Origin of the sequence: Levilactobacillus yonginensis (assembly GCF_003946265.1) — a bacterium.
Classification (GTDB): domain Bacteria; phylum Bacillota; class Bacilli; order Lactobacillales; family Lactobacillaceae; genus Levilactobacillus; species Levilactobacillus yonginensis.
Genome location: NZ_RHNO01000026.1, coordinates 14,519 through 34,230, shown reverse-complemented (window position 1 = coordinate 34,230; position 19,712 = coordinate 14,519). Strand labels below are relative to the sequence as shown.

Annotated in this window: 15 protein-coding genes; 9 read left to right on the top strand and 6 right to left on the bottom strand. The window is 50.7% G+C overall.

The features are described from left to right. Window positions 1-66: 66 nt before the first annotated feature. Both EKM87_RS10775 and EKM87_RS10770 read left to right on the top strand, forming a co-directional pair. On the top strand, window positions 67-1,491 hold the full coding sequence (locus EKM87_RS10775) for a DUF5776 domain-containing protein (protein WP_125684651.1): 1,425 nt from the start codon (window positions 67-69) through the stop codon (window positions 1,489-1,491). Between the two features lie 162 nt (window positions 1,492-1,653). Beyond that, window positions 1,654-2,424, top strand: a complete 771-nt coding sequence (locus EKM87_RS10770; RefSeq protein WP_125684649.1) for a hypothetical protein — start codon at window positions 1,654-1,656, stop codon at window positions 2,422-2,424. A 145-nt stretch (window positions 2,425-2,569) separates the two neighbouring features. Here EKM87_RS10770 and EKM87_RS10765 read toward each other — a convergent pair whose 3' ends face one another. From EKM87_RS10765 to EKM87_RS10755, 3 genes are all read right to left on the bottom strand, one after another. Beyond that, the gene (locus EKM87_RS10765) at window positions 2,570-4,870 is read right to left on the bottom strand and encodes a bifunctional glycosyltransferase family 2 protein/CDP-glycerol:glycerophosphate glycerophosphotransferase (protein ID WP_125684647.1); all 2,301 of its coding nucleotides are present in this window, start codon (window positions 4,868-4,870) and stop codon (window positions 2,570-2,572) included. 10 nt (window positions 4,871-4,880) lie between these two features. Next, window positions 4,881-5,804: a hypothetical protein gene (locus tag EKM87_RS10760; protein ID WP_125684645.1), complete on the bottom strand. Its 924-nt coding sequence runs from the start codon at window positions 5,802-5,804 to the stop codon at window positions 4,881-4,883. A gap of 827 nt (window positions 5,805-6,631) precedes the next feature. Next, window positions 6,632-6,994 (bottom strand): winged helix-turn-helix transcriptional regulator, encoded by a 363-nt coding sequence (locus tag EKM87_RS10755; protein WP_125684644.1) that lies wholly within the window; start codon window positions 6,992-6,994, stop codon window positions 6,632-6,634. A 129-nt stretch (window positions 6,995-7,123) separates the two neighbouring features. Here EKM87_RS10755 and EKM87_RS10750 point away from each other — a divergent pair, with 129 nt between their 5' ends. The 3 genes from EKM87_RS10750 to EKM87_RS10740 all read left to right on the top strand — a co-directional run bounded on the left by EKM87_RS10750 (window position 7,124) and on the right by EKM87_RS10740 (window position 13,160). Beyond that, window positions 7,124-8,329 carry an MFS transporter gene (locus tag EKM87_RS10750; RefSeq protein ID WP_125684642.1) on the top strand — a complete coding sequence of 402 codons (1,206 nt, stop codon included), beginning with the start codon at window positions 7,124-7,126 and terminating at the stop codon, window positions 8,327-8,329. Window positions 8,330-8,538: 209 nt separating this feature from the next. Next, window positions 8,539-10,710, top strand: coding sequence for an L-type lectin family protein (locus EKM87_RS10745; protein ID WP_125684640.1), 2,172 nt, complete (start codon window positions 8,539-8,541; stop codon window positions 10,708-10,710). Window positions 10,711-10,850: 140 nt separating this feature from the next. Continuing rightward, window positions 10,851-13,160 carry a lectin-like domain-containing protein gene (locus EKM87_RS10740; protein WP_125684638.1) on the top strand — a complete coding sequence of 770 codons (2,310 nt, stop codon included), beginning with the start codon at window positions 10,851-10,853 and terminating at the stop codon, window positions 13,158-13,160. A 59-nt stretch (window positions 13,161-13,219) separates the two neighbouring features. Here EKM87_RS10740 and EKM87_RS10735 read toward each other — a convergent pair whose 3' ends face one another. The 3 genes from EKM87_RS10735 to EKM87_RS10725 form a co-directional block, all read right to left on the bottom strand. Beyond that, entirely contained in the window at window positions 13,220-13,870 is a 651-nt protein-coding gene (locus EKM87_RS10735; RefSeq protein ID WP_125684637.1) for a TetR/AcrR family transcriptional regulator, read from the bottom strand. 244 nt (window positions 13,871-14,114) lie between these two features. Beyond that, on the bottom strand, window positions 14,115-14,381 hold the full coding sequence (locus EKM87_RS10730; RefSeq protein WP_125684635.1) for a hypothetical protein: 267 nt from the start codon (window positions 14,379-14,381) through the stop codon (window positions 14,115-14,117). Between the two features lie 241 nt (window positions 14,382-14,622). Beyond that, window positions 14,623-15,573: an aldo/keto reductase gene (locus tag EKM87_RS10725; protein WP_125684633.1), complete on the bottom strand. Its 951-nt coding sequence runs from the start codon at window positions 15,571-15,573 to the stop codon at window positions 14,623-14,625. Between the two features lie 196 nt (window positions 15,574-15,769). Between EKM87_RS10725 and EKM87_RS10720 the strand changes: the two genes are divergently transcribed. The 4 genes from EKM87_RS10720 to EKM87_RS10705 all read left to right on the top strand — a co-directional run bounded on the left by EKM87_RS10720 (window position 15,770) and on the right by EKM87_RS10705 (window position 19,711). Further along, on the top strand, window positions 15,770-16,531 hold the full coding sequence (locus tag EKM87_RS10720; RefSeq protein ID WP_125684632.1) for an ABC transporter ATP-binding protein: 762 nt from the start codon (window positions 15,770-15,772) through the stop codon (window positions 16,529-16,531). Window positions 16,532-16,541: 10 nt separating this feature from the next. Further along, a complete protein-coding gene (locus EKM87_RS10715; RefSeq protein ID WP_125684630.1) occupies window positions 16,542-18,353 on the top strand; it encodes an FtsX-like permease family protein in 1,812 nt (603 codons plus the stop codon). Between the two features lie 35 nt (window positions 18,354-18,388). Beyond that, a complete protein-coding gene (locus tag EKM87_RS10710) occupies window positions 18,389-18,757 on the top strand; it encodes a GntR family transcriptional regulator (protein WP_125684628.1) in 369 nt (122 codons plus the stop codon). A 549-nt stretch (window positions 18,758-19,306) separates the two neighbouring features. After that, on the top strand, window positions 19,307-19,711 hold the full coding sequence (locus tag EKM87_RS10705) for an iron-sulfur cluster biosynthesis family protein (RefSeq protein ID WP_125684626.1): 405 nt from the start codon (window positions 19,307-19,309) through the stop codon (window positions 19,709-19,711). Window position 19,712: the final 1 nt, after the last annotated feature.

Below are 19,712 nucleotides of genomic sequence, written 5' to 3'. Positions count from 1 at the left end.
AGATACGTTAGAATCCATGTATTAGAAGCTAGCTAATGGGAGAGGACTTCCATTTACACAAAAAATTTGACACTCCCTCCCAAAGAGTTAAGTTCTGACGAGCTGACCACCTACTATAGTGACTATACTTACTTCTTCGCTTGGCTATTTAAGGTCGGCGCACAAACGGATCTTCACACGCGAGAGTTTAGCGACATTAAGAAAGAGTATGACGGCAAAATCACGGATATGCTAAACGATATGTACGACCTCTCAGGAATTAAATTTACGGGCACCTTTAACTTGTTCTTTGCCTCAGAAGACGATTTGAATTCGTATCTTCCACAAATTCAGGACCTTGCGAAGTCCTATCGATACTTAACTGATTCATCGGAACAACTGGTGCGATTGGATCCCCAAGCCTCCGCGGATAAAGAACGCGCCTTGCTTAATGAACCACTCACCAACTTTATTATTAAGCAGACCGATGATAGTAATCCGACAAAAACCACTTACGTCGCTGATGGCCAACTGAGTTCAGCAGTGATATCAACCACCACAACTTGCTTCGTCTACAAGGATGATTCAAAGCCAACGACGCCCGCTGTCACGCCCAGCGCTACCAGCAAGCCCGTCACCGTTCACTACGTCGATGAACAAGGCAACACTTTGAAGCCAGACAAGACCTTAACGGGTTCGCTTGGGGACGTCTACAAGACGGCACCCCTCAGTATCGATGGCTACAAGCTCGTGAAGACGATTGGTGATGAATCTGGTAAGTTTACCAGCGCCAATCAATCGGTCACTTACACCTATCGCAAGGCTGCAGCCGACGTTGCCGTTAAGGACAGCGTTGTCTATGCCAGCAAGAAGATTGGCCTCTATGGGTCCTCAAGCTTCACTAAGAAGGCCCTCAAGACCATGTACGCAAAGAAGTCCCGGATGAACCGGCCTATGTTCAAGGTCATTGGTACTGCAACCTCGAAAAACGGGGCTAAACGCTACAAGGTTAAAGACCTCAATGGGAATGGCACCACTGGCTACATCACCGCAAACAGCGACTATGTCGCACCACTCTACTACGCCAAGAAGCAAAGCAAGATTACCGTGATTAATCCCAGTGGTCTGAATGCCTATTCGAAGAGTAATTTGTCCGGTAAGGCAACTCACTACAAGCAGGGGGAGGTTCTCAAGGTGAATAAAATCGTCACCCGTAACCTCACCACGCGTTTGCAACTCAGCAACGGTAAATATATCTCCGCCAACAAGAAATTGGTCATCGCTGGCAAGTACACGATGCCTAAGCGCGTCCAAGCCAAGACGTCAATCAATCGTTACGACACGGCCAACTTAACCAAGAGAAATCAGCATTTCGCAAAAAACTCTACCTTCATCGTTAAGGGTTGGGCCTATTCCAACGTGAATAACTTCCGCAAGGGGGACACCCTGCGGTATAAGGTCGCCGGCGGTTATATCACCGCCAATGCTCACCTTGTCAAAACGCTCAAATAATTATAATTTCCACTAATCGTTTCCAGTATCAAATAAAAGGTCAAGACGTCGACGTCTTGACCTTTTATGAATCTGATTTTGAGATATATCTAGATTAGATGTAAAATTATACTTGGAGTTATCAGTTTGTGCGCTTTTAGTTTTCATGGGAGGAAAGTTAAAATGAAGAAAATTACGCAAACACTACTCGTTTTGGGAGTTGGTGCTGGAATTTTAGGGGTATCTAGTGTCACGGCTTCGGCCAACAGTCAGTACTCGGCCGCTCGTTCTCGTTCCGTTCGGTTGGTTTGGCGGAAGAGCATGAAGCGTCATGCTCTGATGGCCACCACCGGCGCACGATATTCAAAACATCTGGGGATTCGTTACAGTAATAACGACGTTACGCCGACGGTTGTTTGGTATACGGACGCGCATGAAAAACTGTATAAGAAGTACAAAGGTCACAATGCCATTTACTATCATGTTCAGAGTGCTGATGGCACCTTGCAAGGTTGGATCTGGCGTGGTTATTTAAAGCCAGTTACGAAAACTTCGTCCGCATCTAGTGTGACTGCTAAGACGAATCCGGACAATCCAGAGACTTATTCACCAATTTCTAACGAAAATACGTTGATTCAAGAAATCCAGAGTCTGTTCCCAGGGACCATTGCGGATCAGAAACTGTCTAACCAAGCGGGAAGCGTTGTCTACACGGATGATGGCGAGGAAGCCCCTACGGTTCCAGCTGGCGAAACTTACATTCACTTGAGCAACTCGTCAGCCGTCATGGATACGGCAAACTATCAGAACTTGTTGACGCAGGCTGGCTATCCAACTGCTAAACGGGCTCAGTATCGTGGCTGGCACATTGGTGTCCGCGTTCAAACCGAAGACGGTTATGGCGAGGGCGTTAACCAGGGGGATGCCGCGATTTTCTTGGCACCAGCAAAGTAAACCAATCCTGAATTTTCTAGTTCAGGCTAAATAAAAAAGGGTGAGACTGGAAGTAATTTCCAATCTCACCCTTTTCGTATACGTTAATGATGGGAACAACCTTTTAGATGTAAGAAGATTCAACCCGGAGGCGGCAATCACCATGTTAATCTTTCAAATCATCAGCGAAGAAGGCGTTCACGACGCGTTCAGACGCGTGACCGTCCTCCCAAGCGTTGAACCGTTCACTAAACCGCTGGTAAGCGGCCGCGTAATCCTGTTTAACGGCCGGCAAATTGTGCAGGGCTGCCAGGACGTCATCGTTCGTTTTCAACAGCGGCCCTGGCAGGTCGGTGGCCATGTCCAGGTAGAAGCCACGCAACACGCTGCCGTATTTTTCGAAGTCGTAAACGAAGTAGAGAATCGGTCGCTTCAAGATAGCGTAGTCGAAGAATACACTGGAGTAGTCGGTAATCAGAACGTCCGCAATCAGATATAATTCACTGATATCGTCGTAACTGGATTCATTGTAAACGAAGTCACCGAAACCGGTCGTGTCTAAGTGTTCCGTGATGAAGTAGTGGGTCCGTAAGACCAACACGTAGTCGTCGCCGAGCTCACGTTTGAGCCGGGCCACGTCGAGTTTCAACGTGAACTTGTAGTCCCCGACACCATAGTAATCATCGTCACGCCAGGTGGGGGCGTAAAGGATGATTTTTTTGTCCAACGGAATCCCCAACTTGACCTTGATTTGATGCGCGCGGTCATCCTTGTCTGGCGCACTGAGAATGTCGTTGCGGGGGTAACCCGACGGCAACATCTGTTGCGTGGGGTACATGAAGGCGTGTTCAAAGACGTCGACGGAGAACTGATTGGCCGTGACCAGGTAGTCCCACTGACGAGATTGTTGGTAGAAAATAGCTTTGTACAGCGGATTAGCACTGGCCACGTTGTCCATGTCAAAGACGAGATGCTTCAACGGCGTCCCGTGCCAGGTCGACAGGAAACGCGTCCCCGGGCGCTTAACGAACCACTTGGGTTGGCGCATGTTGATGACCTGGAATTTAGCCGTTGCCAGGTAGTACATGTAGCGCCAACCAAAACGTTTGACCACCTTGGTATTGGGCTGACCAGCTGGGGTCTCAGTCACGTCTGGGTTCATGACCCAGACGTGTTTGAACCGGCCCGGGTAATTTTCTTGTAGGTAGTTGTAAATGGCCTTGGGACTGTCGGAAAAGTTCCGGCCTAGGAAGGATTCGTAGAGAATCGTCCGCGGTTTGACGGGTAATTTGGTAAACCACCAGTTGTACGCCAACCGCGTGATTCCACGACCCCGATGGCGAACGACCCGGTTCAATTGCCGTAGCCGTACCAGGGTGTTGATGCGCGTTTGGGGGAGCTTGCCAGTCCGTTGAATCTTACGTAAGATTTGGCGACTGAAGCGGGGTGTCGTGTTAAAGGCGGCCGGCGTAACCCCTTGCAGGTAATGCTGCAGCTGGGCCATGAGGGCGGGCACGTCTTCAACGGTCACCGGCGTGCTGGTAGCTAACGCCTGAAAGAGGTACCGGTGCAGGCGGCGGAGCGTGTAGGTACTGAAGGCCGTTTGCAGGTCACTATCGGTCAGGTCGGTGAGTCCAGCTTCCCAGGCCGCCACCCGCAGGTGCCAACGGTTAGGGACTTCCAGCTGGTGAACGGCCGGCGAGTTGATGGGATCATTGTGCCGAACCCGAATGTAGGTGGGGTTGGCTAGAACGACGTAGCGGGAAGTCCGGGCCATGACCTGAGTTAGAAAATGATAGTCCGGGTACAGGGCGTTGGTCGCGTCAAAAGTTAGCTTGGCTTGTTGCACCAAATTGCGACTGATGACCTTACCACTGATTTTAAGTTGGCGGTCAAAGGCTTGCCAACGTTGTTCGCCCTGGTAGAGCCGCGTCTTGTGTTGTAGCCAGTTTTGAGCTTCAGCTGGTAAATCAGTGGGTAGAGTCGCCGCCAATTCAGATGTTAAGTTGAGGGCGCGGTTCTTGGGGGCGTGGCGCTTCTTACCGCCCCACTTAGGCAGACTATCGCGGGCCGTATCTGGCGTGAGACTGTTGGTAAAGGATACGTGGGGCTCGTAGGTGGCATACTGGTTGAGGTCCGCCATGGTAGTCGCCGTCAGTGCTTGGCTGGCCGCCATTTCCGTGAGGGCGTTGGGCAAGAGGTAGTCGTCACTGTCGACGAATACGAGCCAGTCGCCGGTGGCAACAGCCATGGCGGCGTTACGGGCGGCGCCAATCGTAGGCGTATTCAGCGTGATCATGTGAATGTCAAAGTCGGCCTGCCACTCGGGTTGGCCGCCGTCGATGGGCAGCGTGGTGGCAATCAGCCATTCAAAGTCGCGGGTCGTTTGGGCTTCTAAGTTGCGTTTGAGGCCTTGCAGTTGCGCTAATTCTCCGGGTTTGACCGGCGTGATTAGACTAAATTTCATGAGGTACCTCCTAATAGAACAGCCGGTGCGCCATGCGAGGCGACACGAGCTGTAGGAGACCGAGACGAGACCACCGGCGGGTTGGCTGGACGGTCAGGTGCTTGATCCGTTGCAAGAGTTGTAAATGAACTGACGCTGACAGGGCCCGACGCCCCGCAACGTCTAACAGGGTGTTGAGTTGATTTTGCGCGTAGGTCGTGAAGACCGGTTGCCAACTGACGTCGAGGTCGCTGACGGTGATGCTCTGTAGCTGATCCAACCACGCCAGGGGGGTGGTGGCGGACCAAGCTTGGCGCGCTAACGTTGGCACATGGAGTCGAACGACATCGGTCGAGTTCTGCAGAACTGTGAGCGTTTGAGCCAGGGAAACCAGTGGCAGGTCGGTACGTAGGAGGGCCTTAGGTAGTAAGAGTCCAGTTAACCGTAGCCGTTGGCTCAACAAGCGCTGCGTTTGGAGGTTATCTTGAACGCTGTAACTTTGGAGGGCCCACAGGGTGGTGGTATCGGTCACCGGTGTGTCGCCGGCCAGCTGTTGCAGCGTTAACCGCGTGCTGGAATCTTGGTAATCGGCCAGGTAGTTGGTAATTTGGGCGGCCACTGGTTCGGCGCTATCAAACGTTGCCAGGCTGACCAGACTGCCGGCGTGTTGGGCCGTGACTTGCGCCCACTGCTGTAGTGCACCCGGCAACAGGTGATCCGTCTCTCGTAGGTTCAAGAGAGTCGTGTCGGTGGCACTGAGCTGGGGGCGGGTATTTTGGGTCAGGGACCAGGCGTCCGCCTGCCGAGCTTGTTCGGCAGTTAGCTGCTGGTCTGTGGGTAATTGTAAGTTTAAAGTGATGTCCGCAAAGTGTTGGTCGGTGATTTCCCCGATGAGCGTTGTTAAACACGGCCAATCCAACTGGGTTTGCGGCACAATGTTGATGAATAAGTGCATAGTGATTTCTCTCCCCAGATCCGTTAATTAAATTAACAATCTTAAATAGCAATAAAAATAATTATAGACCTTTCAGGGGGGAAGTTCAGCAAGTTTCTGTGTTAATTTAACGCGCCAACCGTTTAATCGGGTAATAAAGTTCATCTATGGTTTAAAAATCGTTGGAATCTGAGGTGTGTGAAGGGATTGCCGCCGACGGGCGTCAGGGGCGGCGCTGGCTGTGGGGACCGGACCAAGCCTGCGGAGCGGTCTTGGCCCTCGGTTGGAAGCCTTGGTTAATCCCACCAAGTCTCCCAACCCGTCCCATGCTGTAAGGCCGGGAAAAAACAATCGCCCAGCCTAACACCATCGACACAGCCAGCACCACCCCTGCCACCCGTCGGCTACCGAACTCGTTGGATTTGAATATGGGATATTTATTGGGGATGACGTGTGGTCAATATGGTTTAATGCTAGCTATGTAAGCCAACACCAAAAAAGCTGATCGCCAAGGATGTCAGCATCCAAAGTAATCAGCTATTTTTGTGTAAATATAAGATTGAAATCTAGTTAAGTGGAATCAGTGACAAGCCTAGTTTGACGTTGAACACCGGTCTAACGTCAATGCGCTAACGTAGCCGCAGGTTGTCAGGGCGGGTGCTGGCCGTGACGGTGTTCTTAGCTCGGTGAATTTTCCGAGGTTAGAACACGGGACGAGCTGGGAGACTTGGTGGTTTGACCAAGGCTTCCAGTCGAGCCGGAGGACGTTTCTCAGGCCGCAGGCGGTCCCCACAGCTAGCACCCGCCCTGACAGCCGGAGGCGACCATTAGCCATCAACCATCAACCGTTAGACATCGTCGCGACTTAACAGGGTGATCTCCTCACCCTCAGCTTGCCGCCGGTCGATATTATCTTCCCCCCAAACGCAGAGTTCATGGAGAATACCAGACAGAGACTCGCCGTAATCGGTGAGCGCGTAGTCGACCCGGGGTGGCACCTGTTTGTATACGTGACGGGTCACAATATTTGCTGCTTCCAGTTCACGCAATTGTTGCGTCAACATCTTCTGCGAGATTTGGGGAATGGCCCGAGCTAATTCGCTGGTTCGCATGGTTTGGTGGCGGAGATGGCAGAGAATAATGGACTTCCATTTGCCACCAATGATTTCCATCGTGGCTTCGACACCAATGTGATACGTTTTTGTGGGCATGAAACGGCCTCCTGTCTAATAGTTACCTTTTAGTGGGTATAGCACTTTAAAGTGGGTTCTTGTACGTAAGTTACTAACCAGTATAATCAATACTTATCACGTTAGCAAACGAAATACGAGGAGGTCATTATGACTAAGAAAATTTCACCAACCTTTACATTACTGGCACTGGCCGTCAGTGCCTTTGCCATCGGCTCCACGGAATTCATCAGCGTCGGCCTGATTCCGTTACTGATTCAGAGCTTCCACGTCAGCATGGCCCAGGCCGGCATGACGGTGTCGGTCTACGCACTGGGTATCATGGTCGGTGCACCACTGATGACGTTACTGACCGGGCAGATCAACCGGCACACCTTGATGGTGATCATCATGTTACTGTTTATTCTAGGAAATTTAGTCGCTGCCTTTGCCCCCGCCTTTATTGTCTTGTTGGCTGGCCGGGTCATCGCCGCACTGGCCCACGGGATTTTCATGACCGTGGCGTCCGTGATTGCGGCGGACGTGGTGGCGCCTTCTAAACGAGCTTCGGCCATCGCCGTGATGTTTACCGGTTTGACGGTCGCCACGGTGACTGGGGTACCAATGGGCACCATGATCGGTCAGCTTGGTGGCTGGCGCTGGTCCTTTATCTTCATTAGTGTGATTGGTGTGATCGGGTTGATTGCGGATTACATTTTAGTGCCCCGGAACCTGCCATTGCCAAGCAAGGCCACTGCCAAAGGCATCCTGCGGGTATTGGGCAATCCACAATTGCTCTTGGCTTTATTGGTTACGGCGTTGGGCTACGGGGGAACTTTCGTGGCGTACACCTACCTGTCACCTTTGTTGGAACAGAAGATGGGGTGGTCGGCTGGCGCCGTTGTCATCATCCTGGTCGTTTACGGATTGATGGTCGCGATTGGCAATACACTGGGCGGTCGTTGGGCAAATGCCAAACCGTTGGCCGCACTCTTGAAGATGTTTACCGGTTTGTTTGTGACGTTGTTAGTTCTGACGTTTACGTCTGGCAGTCACTGGCTGGGTCTCCTGACGGTGTTATTCATGGGGTTCTTTGCCTTCATGAACGTCCCAGGTTTACAGCTGTACATTGTTCAGTTGGCTGAAAAGAACACACCCAACGACATTACCATGGCGTCTGCTCTGAATATTGCGGCGTTCAACGTGGGTATCGCGCTGGGCTCAGGGATTGGTGGTCAAGTGACTAGCCAGTTTGGCTTGAGCTGGACGCCCGTCTTCGGTGCAGGGATGGTGGCCATCAGCATCGGCTTGACCCTGGGATTGATCAAGCTGTCGCGGCCAGCGAAGCGTTTAGTGAAGAAATTCAATCGGATTTAGACATTATGTAGAATGAGGTCACGGAACACGCGTGACCCGGTAGGTAGCCTGGGATTACGGCCTGGGTTGCCTACTTTTAGATAGCTAATGTAAGCGTTATCACAATTAATTACATATTTAAATAATTATATTTAAGCATTTAAGGTGTGTGGCTTGACCGACCTCTGTATAATCTGTGTCCGAATGTAAAAGCAGGGGGAGCAACACACATGAAAACACTTTTGATAGTCCTAGCGGTGGCCTGTGGCTTGGGGAGCCAGTGGGTCACGGCACAGGCGGCTGATAATCCGGATCTGGCCCATGCCGTGCGGACCGCCCCGGTGGGCTTGCCACTGGATAAGCTGTTAACGACCCAGGCGCCACAGAATTCGGCAGAGCTGTTGGATTCACCGAGCATGGCGAAGTCAATTGCTTTGATTACGCGTGATCAGCCGGCTACGGCGACTGGTCAGGCGGGGTCCGTTTGGTCTCAGGACGGCAGTCAGGACTCGGTTCAGGCTAAATTGAATTTGAAGCAGGACAAGAAGATTGGCCTCTGGTTGTACTTTGGTGACAAGGGACAGGCGGCGGCCGATGGGTTGGCCTTCGTTCTGCATAACGCACCGCAACAGGCGGGAGCGCAGTCACACGCAGGGCAGTCCCTGGGGGTGTGGGGAACGGATAAGACACCGCTAGTGACCGAACCGCTCGCAGTGGCCCAGTCGGCCATTCAGAATAGCTGGGCGTTGGAGTTTGATACGCACGTGAACCGGACGCCGTTGCCGGGGATGCACGGCTTTTTTGACGGCGATCCGACGGTGCCCAACGGGATGCACGTGGACCACGGGTATCCGGGAACCGCCGGCAGTTACGTCCGGTTAGGAGCCGCTCAGCAACACTATTACGGTCTAAAACCGACGCAACCACGACCGGTCAGTAATCTGGCGGATGGTCGTTGGCACCACTTGACCGTGAAGTGGCAGGCTAAGGAGAGCGTGCTGGTCTATCAGTTGAATGACAAGGATGCGGCGGGAAATTTTCAGAGTAAGGATGATTATCTAGCCGGGCAAGTCCGAGTTGACCAGCAACAGTTCGCAGTGAACGGAAGCGTGCCGAACAGCGTATTCTGGGGCGTGACCGGGGCAACGAGTGCGGCTGGGAGTGAGAACGGGTTGGTCGTCGTGGACCAGTTGAGTGACACGCCGAAATTTGATAAATTAACCGCTGTCGTGCGGGACGTGACCGGGTTACACTCTATGGAAGAGGGCGGCCGGTTGTTGCGGGCTGGCGACAAGATTGACCCGGGCCATCGGGTGCGCTACACATTTCGGGCCCGGTATACTGGCAAGACTGAGCTAGCTGGGGTGAAAATCGATGTCCCATTGCCTAAGGAAATCAAGTGGCGGCGGGCGAAGGTGGCCTTACAGATGTCAGATGATCTCTTTTTTGAGGAGCCGACCTTACAGGGCGACCGCTTTCAGTATCAGTTGAAGCAGTCAATGACAGCTAACGTGCAACATGCCAGAAATACCATTCTGGTGAGCATCGAGGGCACCGTTCGGCCGACTAGTCGGATGGTGCGGATGCCTTCAGTGATCGGGAATTTTTATGGACCAGACTATCGGATTCCCTCAGCGACGATCCCATACCTAATCAATGGGCAGTCTGACTTACAGGTAGCTAATCTTGGTAAAAGTGAGATGCACGCTGTGGCTGACAAACATGCTTTAATTGCTGGTCGGTTGACCAATGGTGGTGACCCGTTGACTCATGAGGAATGGGAGGACAGTCACGTAAAGGTGACGTTAAACAATCGGGTCGTGACGCAGCCTCAGGTCACGCAGGCCCGGCAACCGGGCAGTCAACCGGGGGATTTCCACGTGACGATTCCCCATGACAGTCTTAAAATGGGGCGAAATGTTGTGACCATTTCGGCGGACGATGGGTACGGCAACGTGACCAGACGGCCGTTTAGCGTGCATGTGATCAAGCAGGCGGGGCAGTTACAATTCACCCAATTGCCTAAGGACAGTACGTTTAAAGCCACGCAGTTGACGGGCGAACGCCAACTGATTCGACGCCACCTGAACTGGGGACTGAAGGTCCGGGATACGCGTGATGCTGGTCGGAGTTGGAAACTGGCGGTCCGGGTATCCGAGCCGTTTGCGACGACGGATCAGCGTCAATTGTCTGGAAACTTGGCCTGGGTACAGAAGAAGCAGACGACCCATATTAAGGCGGGCGAGGCTTTTCCCATCCCAGCTTCACCAAAGGGCCAGGAAGAACTTGACGTCACGCGGTCGTGGGGTGCGGACGAGGGATTGATGTTGAACGTTAATAGTGATGCTGTTGCGGGTGAGTACGCAGGCCAACTGACATGGGAACTTTATGACGCGCCATAAAGGGATGCTGTTTTAACGGTATTCGTAGACGCTTTCATAATAAATAAACTATTTAAATTGTCATAATGACACATATTGTACCCCATTGTCCATTGACACCTGTATAATTCACTTTAGATGATAAATGGGAGGAGATTATTGTGAAAAGGTGGTTAATTGGACTGGCGGTTGCGGGTGTAACCGGCATGACGTTGACAAGTACCCAGACGATTCTGGGTCATGCGGATGCAGATTTAGATAATGCGTTGAAGACGGCACCACAGGGTGTGATGCTGTTTGATGGGGATAAAAATTCAGGTCATAATGTTTTTAATACGCGGAAAGTTAAACAGTTTCTAAATAAAAATAATGTTCGCAAAGTTGATAATGATCCTAATGTATTTAGTGCTTCAAAGTGGGTTCCTAAATCCATTATGATGTTTACAGAAAACGGCAATCAGGAACAAGAAGCCGCAATCTGGTCTAAATTAGATTCAACCAATCGGCTCAATCTTTACAAGAATGCCCATTTTTCAATGTGGCTACATTTTGGTGATAAGCCAATTGATAAAATTGGAGAAGGTATGGCCTTTGTCTTGCAAAATGGTACAGGAGGCGGGGTCCATAAGGATGAACAGCTTTCCGGAAGTGGTGAGTCGTTAGGGGTCTGGGGAATTGAAGGCGATTCAATTGTTAGCTCAGCGATTTCAAATAGCTGGGCATTGGAGTTTGATACCCATTCAAACCGATCTTCAAAGTATAATGCGCTTCAAGGATTTGATCTTGATGGAGATAAAGTTCCAGAATTGTCTGGTCCACATATTGCTAGTGGTTATCCGGGGGATGATGGTACCTATACTACGCACTACGATCAATATAGTCGTCATTACTATTCAATGAAACATCTGCAACCCAAGCCTTTCGAAGGTTTTAATGATGGGCAGTGGCATCACGTCAGTTTAGAGTGGGACGCTCAGAAAAAAATGATGACATACAAATATGACGATGTGGATGCCCAGACTGGTAAGGAACAAGATGAAAGCAAAATCATCCATGATCAGGTTAAGATTGATACGTCGAAGCTGATTGCACCAGCAAGTAACGGAGATGTCTTTTGGGGGATGACGGGATCTAACTACGGCAGAACGGGTAATCAAACTGCAACAAACCCAGATCCAGATAGAAGTGAAAACGGATTTGTCGTCATTGAAGATCCAGATACTTTGGACCGGGTAGTTCCGGAAGTTAGCTTAACTGATGAGACCACTGGCAAACCGATTGCTGAAGGCGAGACCGTGATTAGTGGTCACAAGGTCAAGTACCAGTACAAGTTTACCTACAAGCAACCGGCAAATAAAAATGAACGGGAACAGGAAATTCAACCACTAACCATGAATGTCCCACTACCTTCACAAATTCAGTGGTCAGCGAGTGGCAGTGACGTCAGCTATGACTGGGGTGCTCAGAGTGATCCGTTTAGTGATAGCGACTTGAACGGTCAAGCCACGCTCAACAAGGCGTGGACGCAAACGCTAAGCAAGGACCACAAGACGGCGACTGTCTCGATCACGGGAACGGTCAAAGACCATAACGCTGATCCAGTGGTGCCAGGTACCACGAGTCGGTTCTATGGGACCAACTATCAGACGACCTTGAAGCAGCCTAGCTTCAAGGTGCAAGATGCTGTGAAGTTGAGACTGGCTGCGCTGGGTGAGACGAACCAGACTGTGAAGCATCGGGATGATGCCACAGTGCAAGCCAGTTTGACCAATGACGGTAAGGTGTTTGCCACTACGACTGAGGCCGCTAAGTATCTAATTACGGCCACGTTGAACGGAAAAGACGTTACCAAGGACGTTACCCAGGACGCGATTGCCGGCGATTCAACCCCCGGCCACTACCAGTGGACGATTCCGGCAGAACTGCTGACCCAGAGTGAGAATCATTTGTCCTTGAAGGCTGCCGGTGGGCAGGATGCTTCAGCTTCTGAGACGGTGGACTATGTGATTACGCGTGAGCCGGGGAAGGTTTACTTCTCGGCCTTACCTGATAAGCCCGCCTTCACGTCAACGCAGCTGACCGGGAATAGCCAAGTGGTTGGCCGGGAACCGAACAATTGGAACCTTGGTGTGTACGATGACCGTGACGAAAATAGTCAGTGGTTAGTGACCGTTTCCCTGCTTAAGCCATTTCACGTAGGGGATGACCTCAGCAAGACGTTGGATGGCAATATTCTGTTTGCCCAAAAGGGTGAGCAGCCGACCGTCTTGGATGAAAATGCCAGAGTGGTTATGGCCCACAAGATGACCGCGGGGGATGATGTTGAGACAAACATCTCCGGTACCTGGGGTGCCACTGCTGGGCCAACACTAAACGTGGGGGCCGGGGCCGCACAGGGCAATTACAACGGCACTTTCCAGTGGACGTTGAACAACGCCCCAACTGGTCAGGAAGCACCGAAGAGCAAGTAGCAAGCATTAAAAGTTGAGAAACAAAAAGGTTGAGAGTTTCCGCTCAACCTTACCCATGACTAGGGCTGTAATACTTTTTCAAGTTCGGCAATTAAATACTTCGCCTCGACATCGTCGTCCCACTCACGTTCGGGGAAGAGGACGTAGCGGTCGACCACGTAACCGACAATGACCGCAATGATGTACCGGAAGATTTCGTTAAATGGCCAGTCGATCATGACGTGACGACGCTGCATTTCCACAATCGTATCATGAAAGGCAGCAATTAATTCATCACGGGCGGTCTCAATGAATTTCTTCCGTAGATCTTCGTTGTACAGGAGTTCACTGAAGAAGACCTTGATGGCGTCCTGATTCTCCGCGGCAAATGCCATGCGATTCCGGACGAAAAAATCGAGAAATTCGTGGAGACTGGCGCTAGGATGCTGCAACGATTCCTGCTTGAAGTCTGCTTCCACGTCAGGAATGAGTTGCTTGATCACGGGATCTAGAGCTACCCGCAGTATGTAGGCTTTCGATTTAAAGTGCTTGAACATGGTGCCCTCTGACTGATGGGCCGCCACCGCAATCTGGTGGGTACTGGTATTTGCGTACCCCTGTTCAGCAAATAGACGAATGCTAGCAATTAACACGTCCTTCTGCTTTTGAGTCAGCTCCTGATTGGCCTGAACGATCTCTGGGAACTTATCCAAGATTTTCTTGTTCGCCATGACTTTACCACCTTTGTAATTTCTAATTAAGTCTATCTTAGCAGGCAATTCGGGAATTCGCGACTTATTTCCCGTAGAAAAAACCGGCGTGGTCTCGCAGTAGACACGCCGGTTTTTTCTGCAATCGGATTGATTGGATAAGAAGTGTATTGGTTTGAAGGAGGAATGTCTACTGAATGTCAGATTGCGAGTCACCTAGACTAGGACGAGACCACTCAGTAGCTTCAGCCACCACTCTTATTCACTAATAATTCTGGGCAGTCGTCTTACGGTAGGCGAAGACAAATTGGACGATGGCCAGAATCACGTTGACCCAGTTAACGGCAGTGAACCAGCCGCCAAGTGCGGCAACACTAGCTGCACCGTAGAATACCCAGAATCCAGCGATGATTGCAATCACGTTGATCCAACCGAACCACTTCATCAGCTGCTGGTTGTTGGTTGCAAAGCAGGTCCAAACACCGTTGACAATTAACCAAATAGCTAAAATCCAAAAAGTAGTGGTAAACATGATTATAATCCCCTTTCTTGGTTGTCGAGCGAGTAATCACTCGCCCTTAAGAACACCTTTAGTTTAACACCAAATCGGGAAAGTGCAACCCTTTTTAATAAATAATTTTATGACAGTTATTTAAGGCCGCAATTCCCGTTATACCGGGATTCTAGCGGAAATAAAAAGACGTCATCAGGAATCTTTGAGTCAATTTGACAGAAAGATTTCTGATGACGCCTAGTTTGTTAAAGGTGATTTATTAAGGCAAGATGTTGCCGGCAGACAGGTAAATGTCGTACCATTCCTGCTTCGTCAGTTTAACGTCGGCACCGGCCGCACTATCCTTGATGTGGTCCGGATTCATGGTTCCGAGCAGCACTTGAATGTTGGCTGGATGACGGAGAATCCAAGCAGTGGCAATACCATTCTTAGAAACGCCATATTTGTCGGCGAGTTCTTGCAGTTTCTGGTTCAATTCGGGGTACTTCGGATCGTTGATGAACATGCCTTCGAACAGGCCGTACTGGAATGGGGACCAGGCTTGGATGGTAATATTCTTCCGCCGAGCAAACTCTAACATACCGCCGTCAGTGGCGACAGGCGAATTGTCCATGTTGACCTGCAGGCCTTCACTGATCATTTGGGAGTGGGCCGCACTGAATTGGAGTTGGTTGAACATCAACTTCTGATCAACAGCTTCCTGAAGCATCAGGTACTGTTGGACGTTGAAGTTGGAAACCCCAAAGTGCCGAACCTTACCAGCCCGTTGCAGGGTATCAAAGGCGTCGGCAATTTCCTCAGGCTCCATCAATGGGTCTGGCCGATGTAACAGGAAGGCGTCCAAGTAGTCGATTCCCATCCGTTCTAGGATGCCATCCACTGCATCTAATAGGTGTTGCTTGGAGAAGTCGTAACGTTGGCCGAAGACCAAGCCGTCGTGGCTCCGGGCGGGGTCTAAGACAATGCCCCCCTTAGACTGAATGTAGAAGTCGTCACGGTTAAAGTCAGAAGCCTTGAGGGCTTTACCGAAGGTCTCTTCGGAGAGCCCGTCCCCATAGATATCGGCGGAATCAATGTAGTTAATGCCCGCTTCGTGAGCAGCTTGGAGGGCTTTTACGGCGTCATCGACGTTGAGGGTGCCCATCCGCATGATCCCTAAAGCGGCTGCGGAAGCCTGCCAGGATGTGCCACCTAAGTTTAATTGCTTCATCAAAAAAACTCCTTCTGTGTCAGATTTAAAGCTTACAAGTACCAGTGTACACCGAATAATCACGAAATTCTCGTGGAGCGTCTTTGCTGGGTTTCGCAATTTTCTTAGCAAATGGTGGTTGACAATTTCTCACTAACCGTTATAGTTAATTACACAAGTAACTAACCAACGAACAAGAAAGAGTGGGGATTTTAAAATGACAACATCAAACGCAGTCGTCAGCGTTGCTGGCCTGGAAAAAACGTATGGCAAGGCTAATGAACGCCAGTACAAGGCACTTAAGGATATCAACTTTCAGGTGGCCAAGGGGGAATTCGTCGGGATCATGGGGGCGTCAGGTTCTGGGAAAACCACGCTATTAAACATGTTATCGACACTCGACACACCAACTAAGGGCGATGTCATCGTCAACGGCCACGACGTCACTAAGATGCGGGGCAACCAACTCGCTGACTTCAGAGCTGAGGAAGTTGGGTTTATTTTTCAAGACTTTAATCTGTTGGAAAGCCTGACGGCAGAAGAAAACATTGGCCTGCCGCTGGCCCTCAAAGGAACCTCCTCCCGGGTCATGGACCAAGCCATTCATGAAGTGGCTGAGACGTTGTCCATCGCCGACCTCTTGCAGAAGTATCCAGCGGAATTATCCGGTGGTCAGAAGCAGCGGGTGGCCGCAGCCCGGGCCATCGTCCACCACCCATCAATTTTAATGGGAGACGAACCGACTGGGGCGTTGGATTCGACCAGTGCCCGGGAACTGTTGGACTTGCTGACGACCATCAACCAGAAGCAGGCCATGTCCGTTCTCCTAGTGACGCATGATCCATTTTCCGCCAGCTTTTGCCAACGCATCCTGTTCATCAAGGATGGCCAGATTGGGTCAGAGTTGCGGCGAGAAAATCAGGACCGGAGTGCCTTTTATCAAGAGATCTTAAACGAACTCGGCACGTTCAACGAGTAGGGGGATTAGCATGTTAGGAAAATTAGCACTAGCCGGAATCAAGAACCGGCGCCGCGACTACCTGGTCTTACTCGCGGGATTGACCATGTCGGCCGCCATCTTCTATATGTTTGCCAACCTGGCAACGAACAAGGCCTTTATTAAGGCCAATGCCGTCGCCTCATCTGCCAGTCTGATTTTTGGCTTTGGCGCGGCTTTGTTGATTTTGATCACCATCGTCTATATTATGTATGCCAACAGTTTTCTCCTGAGCATGCGGCAGCACGACTACGGACTGTTCATGATGTTAGGCGCCAAACGCAAGCGAATCGGGGAATTGGTCTTCTTAGAAACGTTGATTCTGGGAACGGTCGCCACGGCAATTGGGATTGCGTTAGGCTTGTTGATGAGCAAATTTTTAGTCGGCTTTCTGTTGGACAGCTTGGGCTTACACTTGGCCCATTTGGCTTCCTTCTACGTACCAGCCATTATTGCCACGGCAGTCTTGTACGTGGGACTCTTCATTTTGGCGTCGCTGTTCAACCTGATTCACTTGACCAGAACGACCGTCTTGAAGTTGCTACACAGTGATGAACAGGCAAATCAAACGCAGGTCAAGCCTTTTCGCCAAGCAGTTGCTGGGGTACTGGGACTGGTCTTATTAGGTATTGGGTACTGGGCACTAGCTGCCATTAAGGTCCTGCAGACAGCGGCCATTCCACTGGCACTGGTCACAATTACGTTGGGAACGTATCTCCTCTTTAGAGCGACCATCTTAATGTTTATTCGGTCGTTACGCAAGACAGCTTGGGCCAAGAAACATTTGAATAGCTTCCTATTAGGTCAGTTAAACTTCCGAGTTCACAATTACACGCGGATGTTGACGATTGTTTCACTCCTGTTTGCCATGGCACTTGGCGCGATTACCGTGGGGTCCGGCTACCACCGCCAATTACCAATGATGGCGGGGAACTTTGGGGCCTATACCATTGCCGTTCACGATAAGACGGCACAGGAACAACGGTTAATTGATTGCTTGGATATTCGTCACCAGGCGACCTACACGCAGAAACGCCAAGGAAAAATGGTCTACTATAACGCGGCGGAATTAACCAAGCACCCCTTTGAACAATTAAAGATGACGACTGGCGACAACGTGAAGACCAGTTACGTGACGGAGTCCATTAAGAAATTTCAAAAGACTGGCCCCACTGACATGGATTTCTTGGGGTTAGCCACAAACTCTCAGCGAATGCTGACACCCAAAATTGTGTCGGCTAGCCAATTCGCCAAACAATCAGGAAAGACGACCACGGTGACGACGGTGCGGGTCAAGAGCCTGCAGCGCGATACCCCGACGATTAAAAAGCTGGCCAAACTGGAACGTCAACGGTTCAGCCAACCCGCAGAGATGACGATTGGAAGTTACCAGTCGTACGAAATGATGACCGGGTTCTTTGGCGGCTTGGAATTCATGGGCTACTTCCTGGGAATCGCCTTCCTAGCCATGTTGGCCTCCTGCCTGATGTTTAAGATCTTGTCCGGTGCTCCCGGGGACCAACGACGTTACCGGATGCTCTACAAGATGGGGGTTCGTTACCAGTTGATGCGGTCAGGAATCGCAAAAGAAATTGGGATTTTATTCTTGATTCCTGGTATCATGGGTATAATTGATGTTTTGTTCGGTCTGCAAATGTTCAAACCACTGATGCAATCACCGATGAGCCCGTACCTGGGTATCGGAAGCACCTTCGCGATTTTCTTAGGACTATACGCCATTTACTACCTGATTACGTTGGTTCTTTATTGGCGAATCGTCTTACCTAAGACCGCGGTTAAGTAACGACAAAACGAGTTTATACAGAATGTAGGATGATTATGAATTTTAACTTTGATAGTCCGGAACCAATTTACCTACAAGTAGCCGAACAGGTTGAAGAGGCCATTTTTACCGGTATCTACCGGGCGGGTGAACAGGTTCCGTCGACAACGGAAATCTCTAAAGAATTTCATATCAATCCAGCGACGGTGCTCAAAGGGATTAACCGACTGGTCGCTGCCGGCGTTATTGAAAAGCGGCGGGGAGTCGGTATGTTTGTCACGCCCACGGCCGCGGAAAGCATTCGTGAGAAGCGGCGGGCGGAGTTCTTCGATCGCTACGTCAGCCGGTTCACCAGTGAAGCGCAGAAGCTGAATCTGTCTGAGGATGAAGTCGTTGCTCTGATCAAACGGGGGTATGAGCAGTAGGTTTGTGCGTCGTTGATTCGCTTTCGGTCGGCCAGGTGGTCACTGGCGGTGGGGACCGGCACAAGCCATAGAGCGGTCTTGCGCCTCGACTTGAAGCCCCGCTGAAGTTCGCGGGTCTCCAAGCTCGTCCCGTGGCGTAACCTCGGGAATGCACCGAGCTAACGCCACCGACACAGCCAGTCACCACCTGGCCAACCTACAGCCACTGTGAGGCCGATTGCTGCTTGGAAAATAGTGATATAGTTGAAATTTCGTCAAAATTGTTAAGCAGATTATGCGGTCCTGGGGTTAACCCTAGGACCGTTTTTTGTCTCCGAATTTATCTGGCCGAAACGTGCGGCAGCAGGCAGCTCGCTCCGCTTAACAGCGATAACCAAATAATCCAGGTTCGGGATTGCCTGGTTATCACCGTTAATGCTCACGAGCTAAGCGCCTGCTGCCGCACTCTTTTCTACTGAGCTAATCATTTTACAAGTCCTCCTTAAAAAGGTATAAATAGTTGTGCACAATTGACTGGTAGTTGGTTGGCAGGAAAGAGGGAAATTGCTCATGAAAATCACGATTAAAGAGGCAGCACAGGCCTACTTGGCGGCAAACGTTCAGCCAGACGCGGTGCTGTTACTAACGACGGACGACGGTTCCAACCGGTATTCTACGGTTGGCGGGGCCTGTGCCATTGGCGATAAGTTTCAGTTCGTGGCGTTGACCGACAATGATCCCGATTACGCCATTCCCCTGGAGAACAACTTGGGGCTGCAGTTATTTACCAACGCCGATACGGAATTGTATCTCAGTAACGGGTTAATTCTGGACAGGGTGTTCAATCAATTGTCGTTGCGTGATGACTCTGGCATTTTGGACAGCGCGGTGGGCCTGATTACCTACACGGCTGAAGAAAAATCTGATTTAGACTTGAAGAAAGAAATGCAGATGCTAGGAACGCGCATTTGCTAGG

What these genes read in the sequence shown, in the direction of transcription:
- EKM87_RS10770 (WP_125684649.1), top strand. Translation starts at nt 1,654, where the DNA reads ATGAAGAAAATTACGCAAACACTACTCGTTTTGGGAGTTGGTGCTGGA.
- EKM87_RS10765 (WP_125684647.1), bottom strand. Translation starts at nt 4,870, where the DNA reads ATGAAATTTAGTCTAATCACGCCGGTCAAACCCGGAGAATTAGCGCAA.
- EKM87_RS10760 (WP_125684645.1), bottom strand. Translation starts at nt 5,804, where the DNA reads ATGCACTTATTCATCAACATTGTGCCGCAAACCCAGTTGGATTGGCCG.
- EKM87_RS10755 (WP_125684644.1), bottom strand. Translation starts at nt 6,994, where the DNA reads ATGCCCACAAAAACGTATCACATTGGTGTCGAAGCCACGATGGAAATC.
- EKM87_RS10750 (WP_125684642.1), top strand. Translation starts at nt 7,124, where the DNA reads ATGACTAAGAAAATTTCACCAACCTTTACATTACTGGCACTGGCCGTC.
- EKM87_RS10745 (WP_125684640.1), top strand. Translation starts at nt 8,539, where the DNA reads ATGAAAACACTTTTGATAGTCCTAGCGGTGGCCTGTGGCTTGGGGAGC.
- EKM87_RS10735 (WP_125684637.1), bottom strand. Translation starts at nt 13,870, where the DNA reads ATGGCGAACAAGAAAATCTTGGATAAGTTCCCAGAGATCGTTCAGGCC.
- EKM87_RS10730 (WP_125684635.1), bottom strand. Translation starts at nt 14,381, where the DNA reads ATGTTTACCACTACTTTTTGGATTTTAGCTATTTGGTTAATTGTCAAC.
- EKM87_RS10725 (WP_125684633.1), bottom strand. Translation starts at nt 15,573, where the DNA reads ATGAAGCAATTAAACTTAGGTGGCACATCCTGGCAGGCTTCCGCAGCC.
- EKM87_RS10720 (WP_125684632.1), top strand. Translation starts at nt 15,770, where the DNA reads ATGACAACATCAAACGCAGTCGTCAGCGTTGCTGGCCTGGAAAAAACG.
- EKM87_RS10715 (WP_125684630.1), top strand. Translation starts at nt 16,542, where the DNA reads ATGTTAGGAAAATTAGCACTAGCCGGAATCAAGAACCGGCGCCGCGAC.
- EKM87_RS10710 (WP_125684628.1), top strand. Translation starts at nt 18,389, where the DNA reads ATGAATTTTAACTTTGATAGTCCGGAACCAATTTACCTACAAGTAGCC.
- EKM87_RS10705 (WP_125684626.1), top strand. Translation starts at nt 19,307, where the DNA reads ATGAAAATCACGATTAAAGAGGCAGCACAGGCCTACTTGGCGGCAAAC.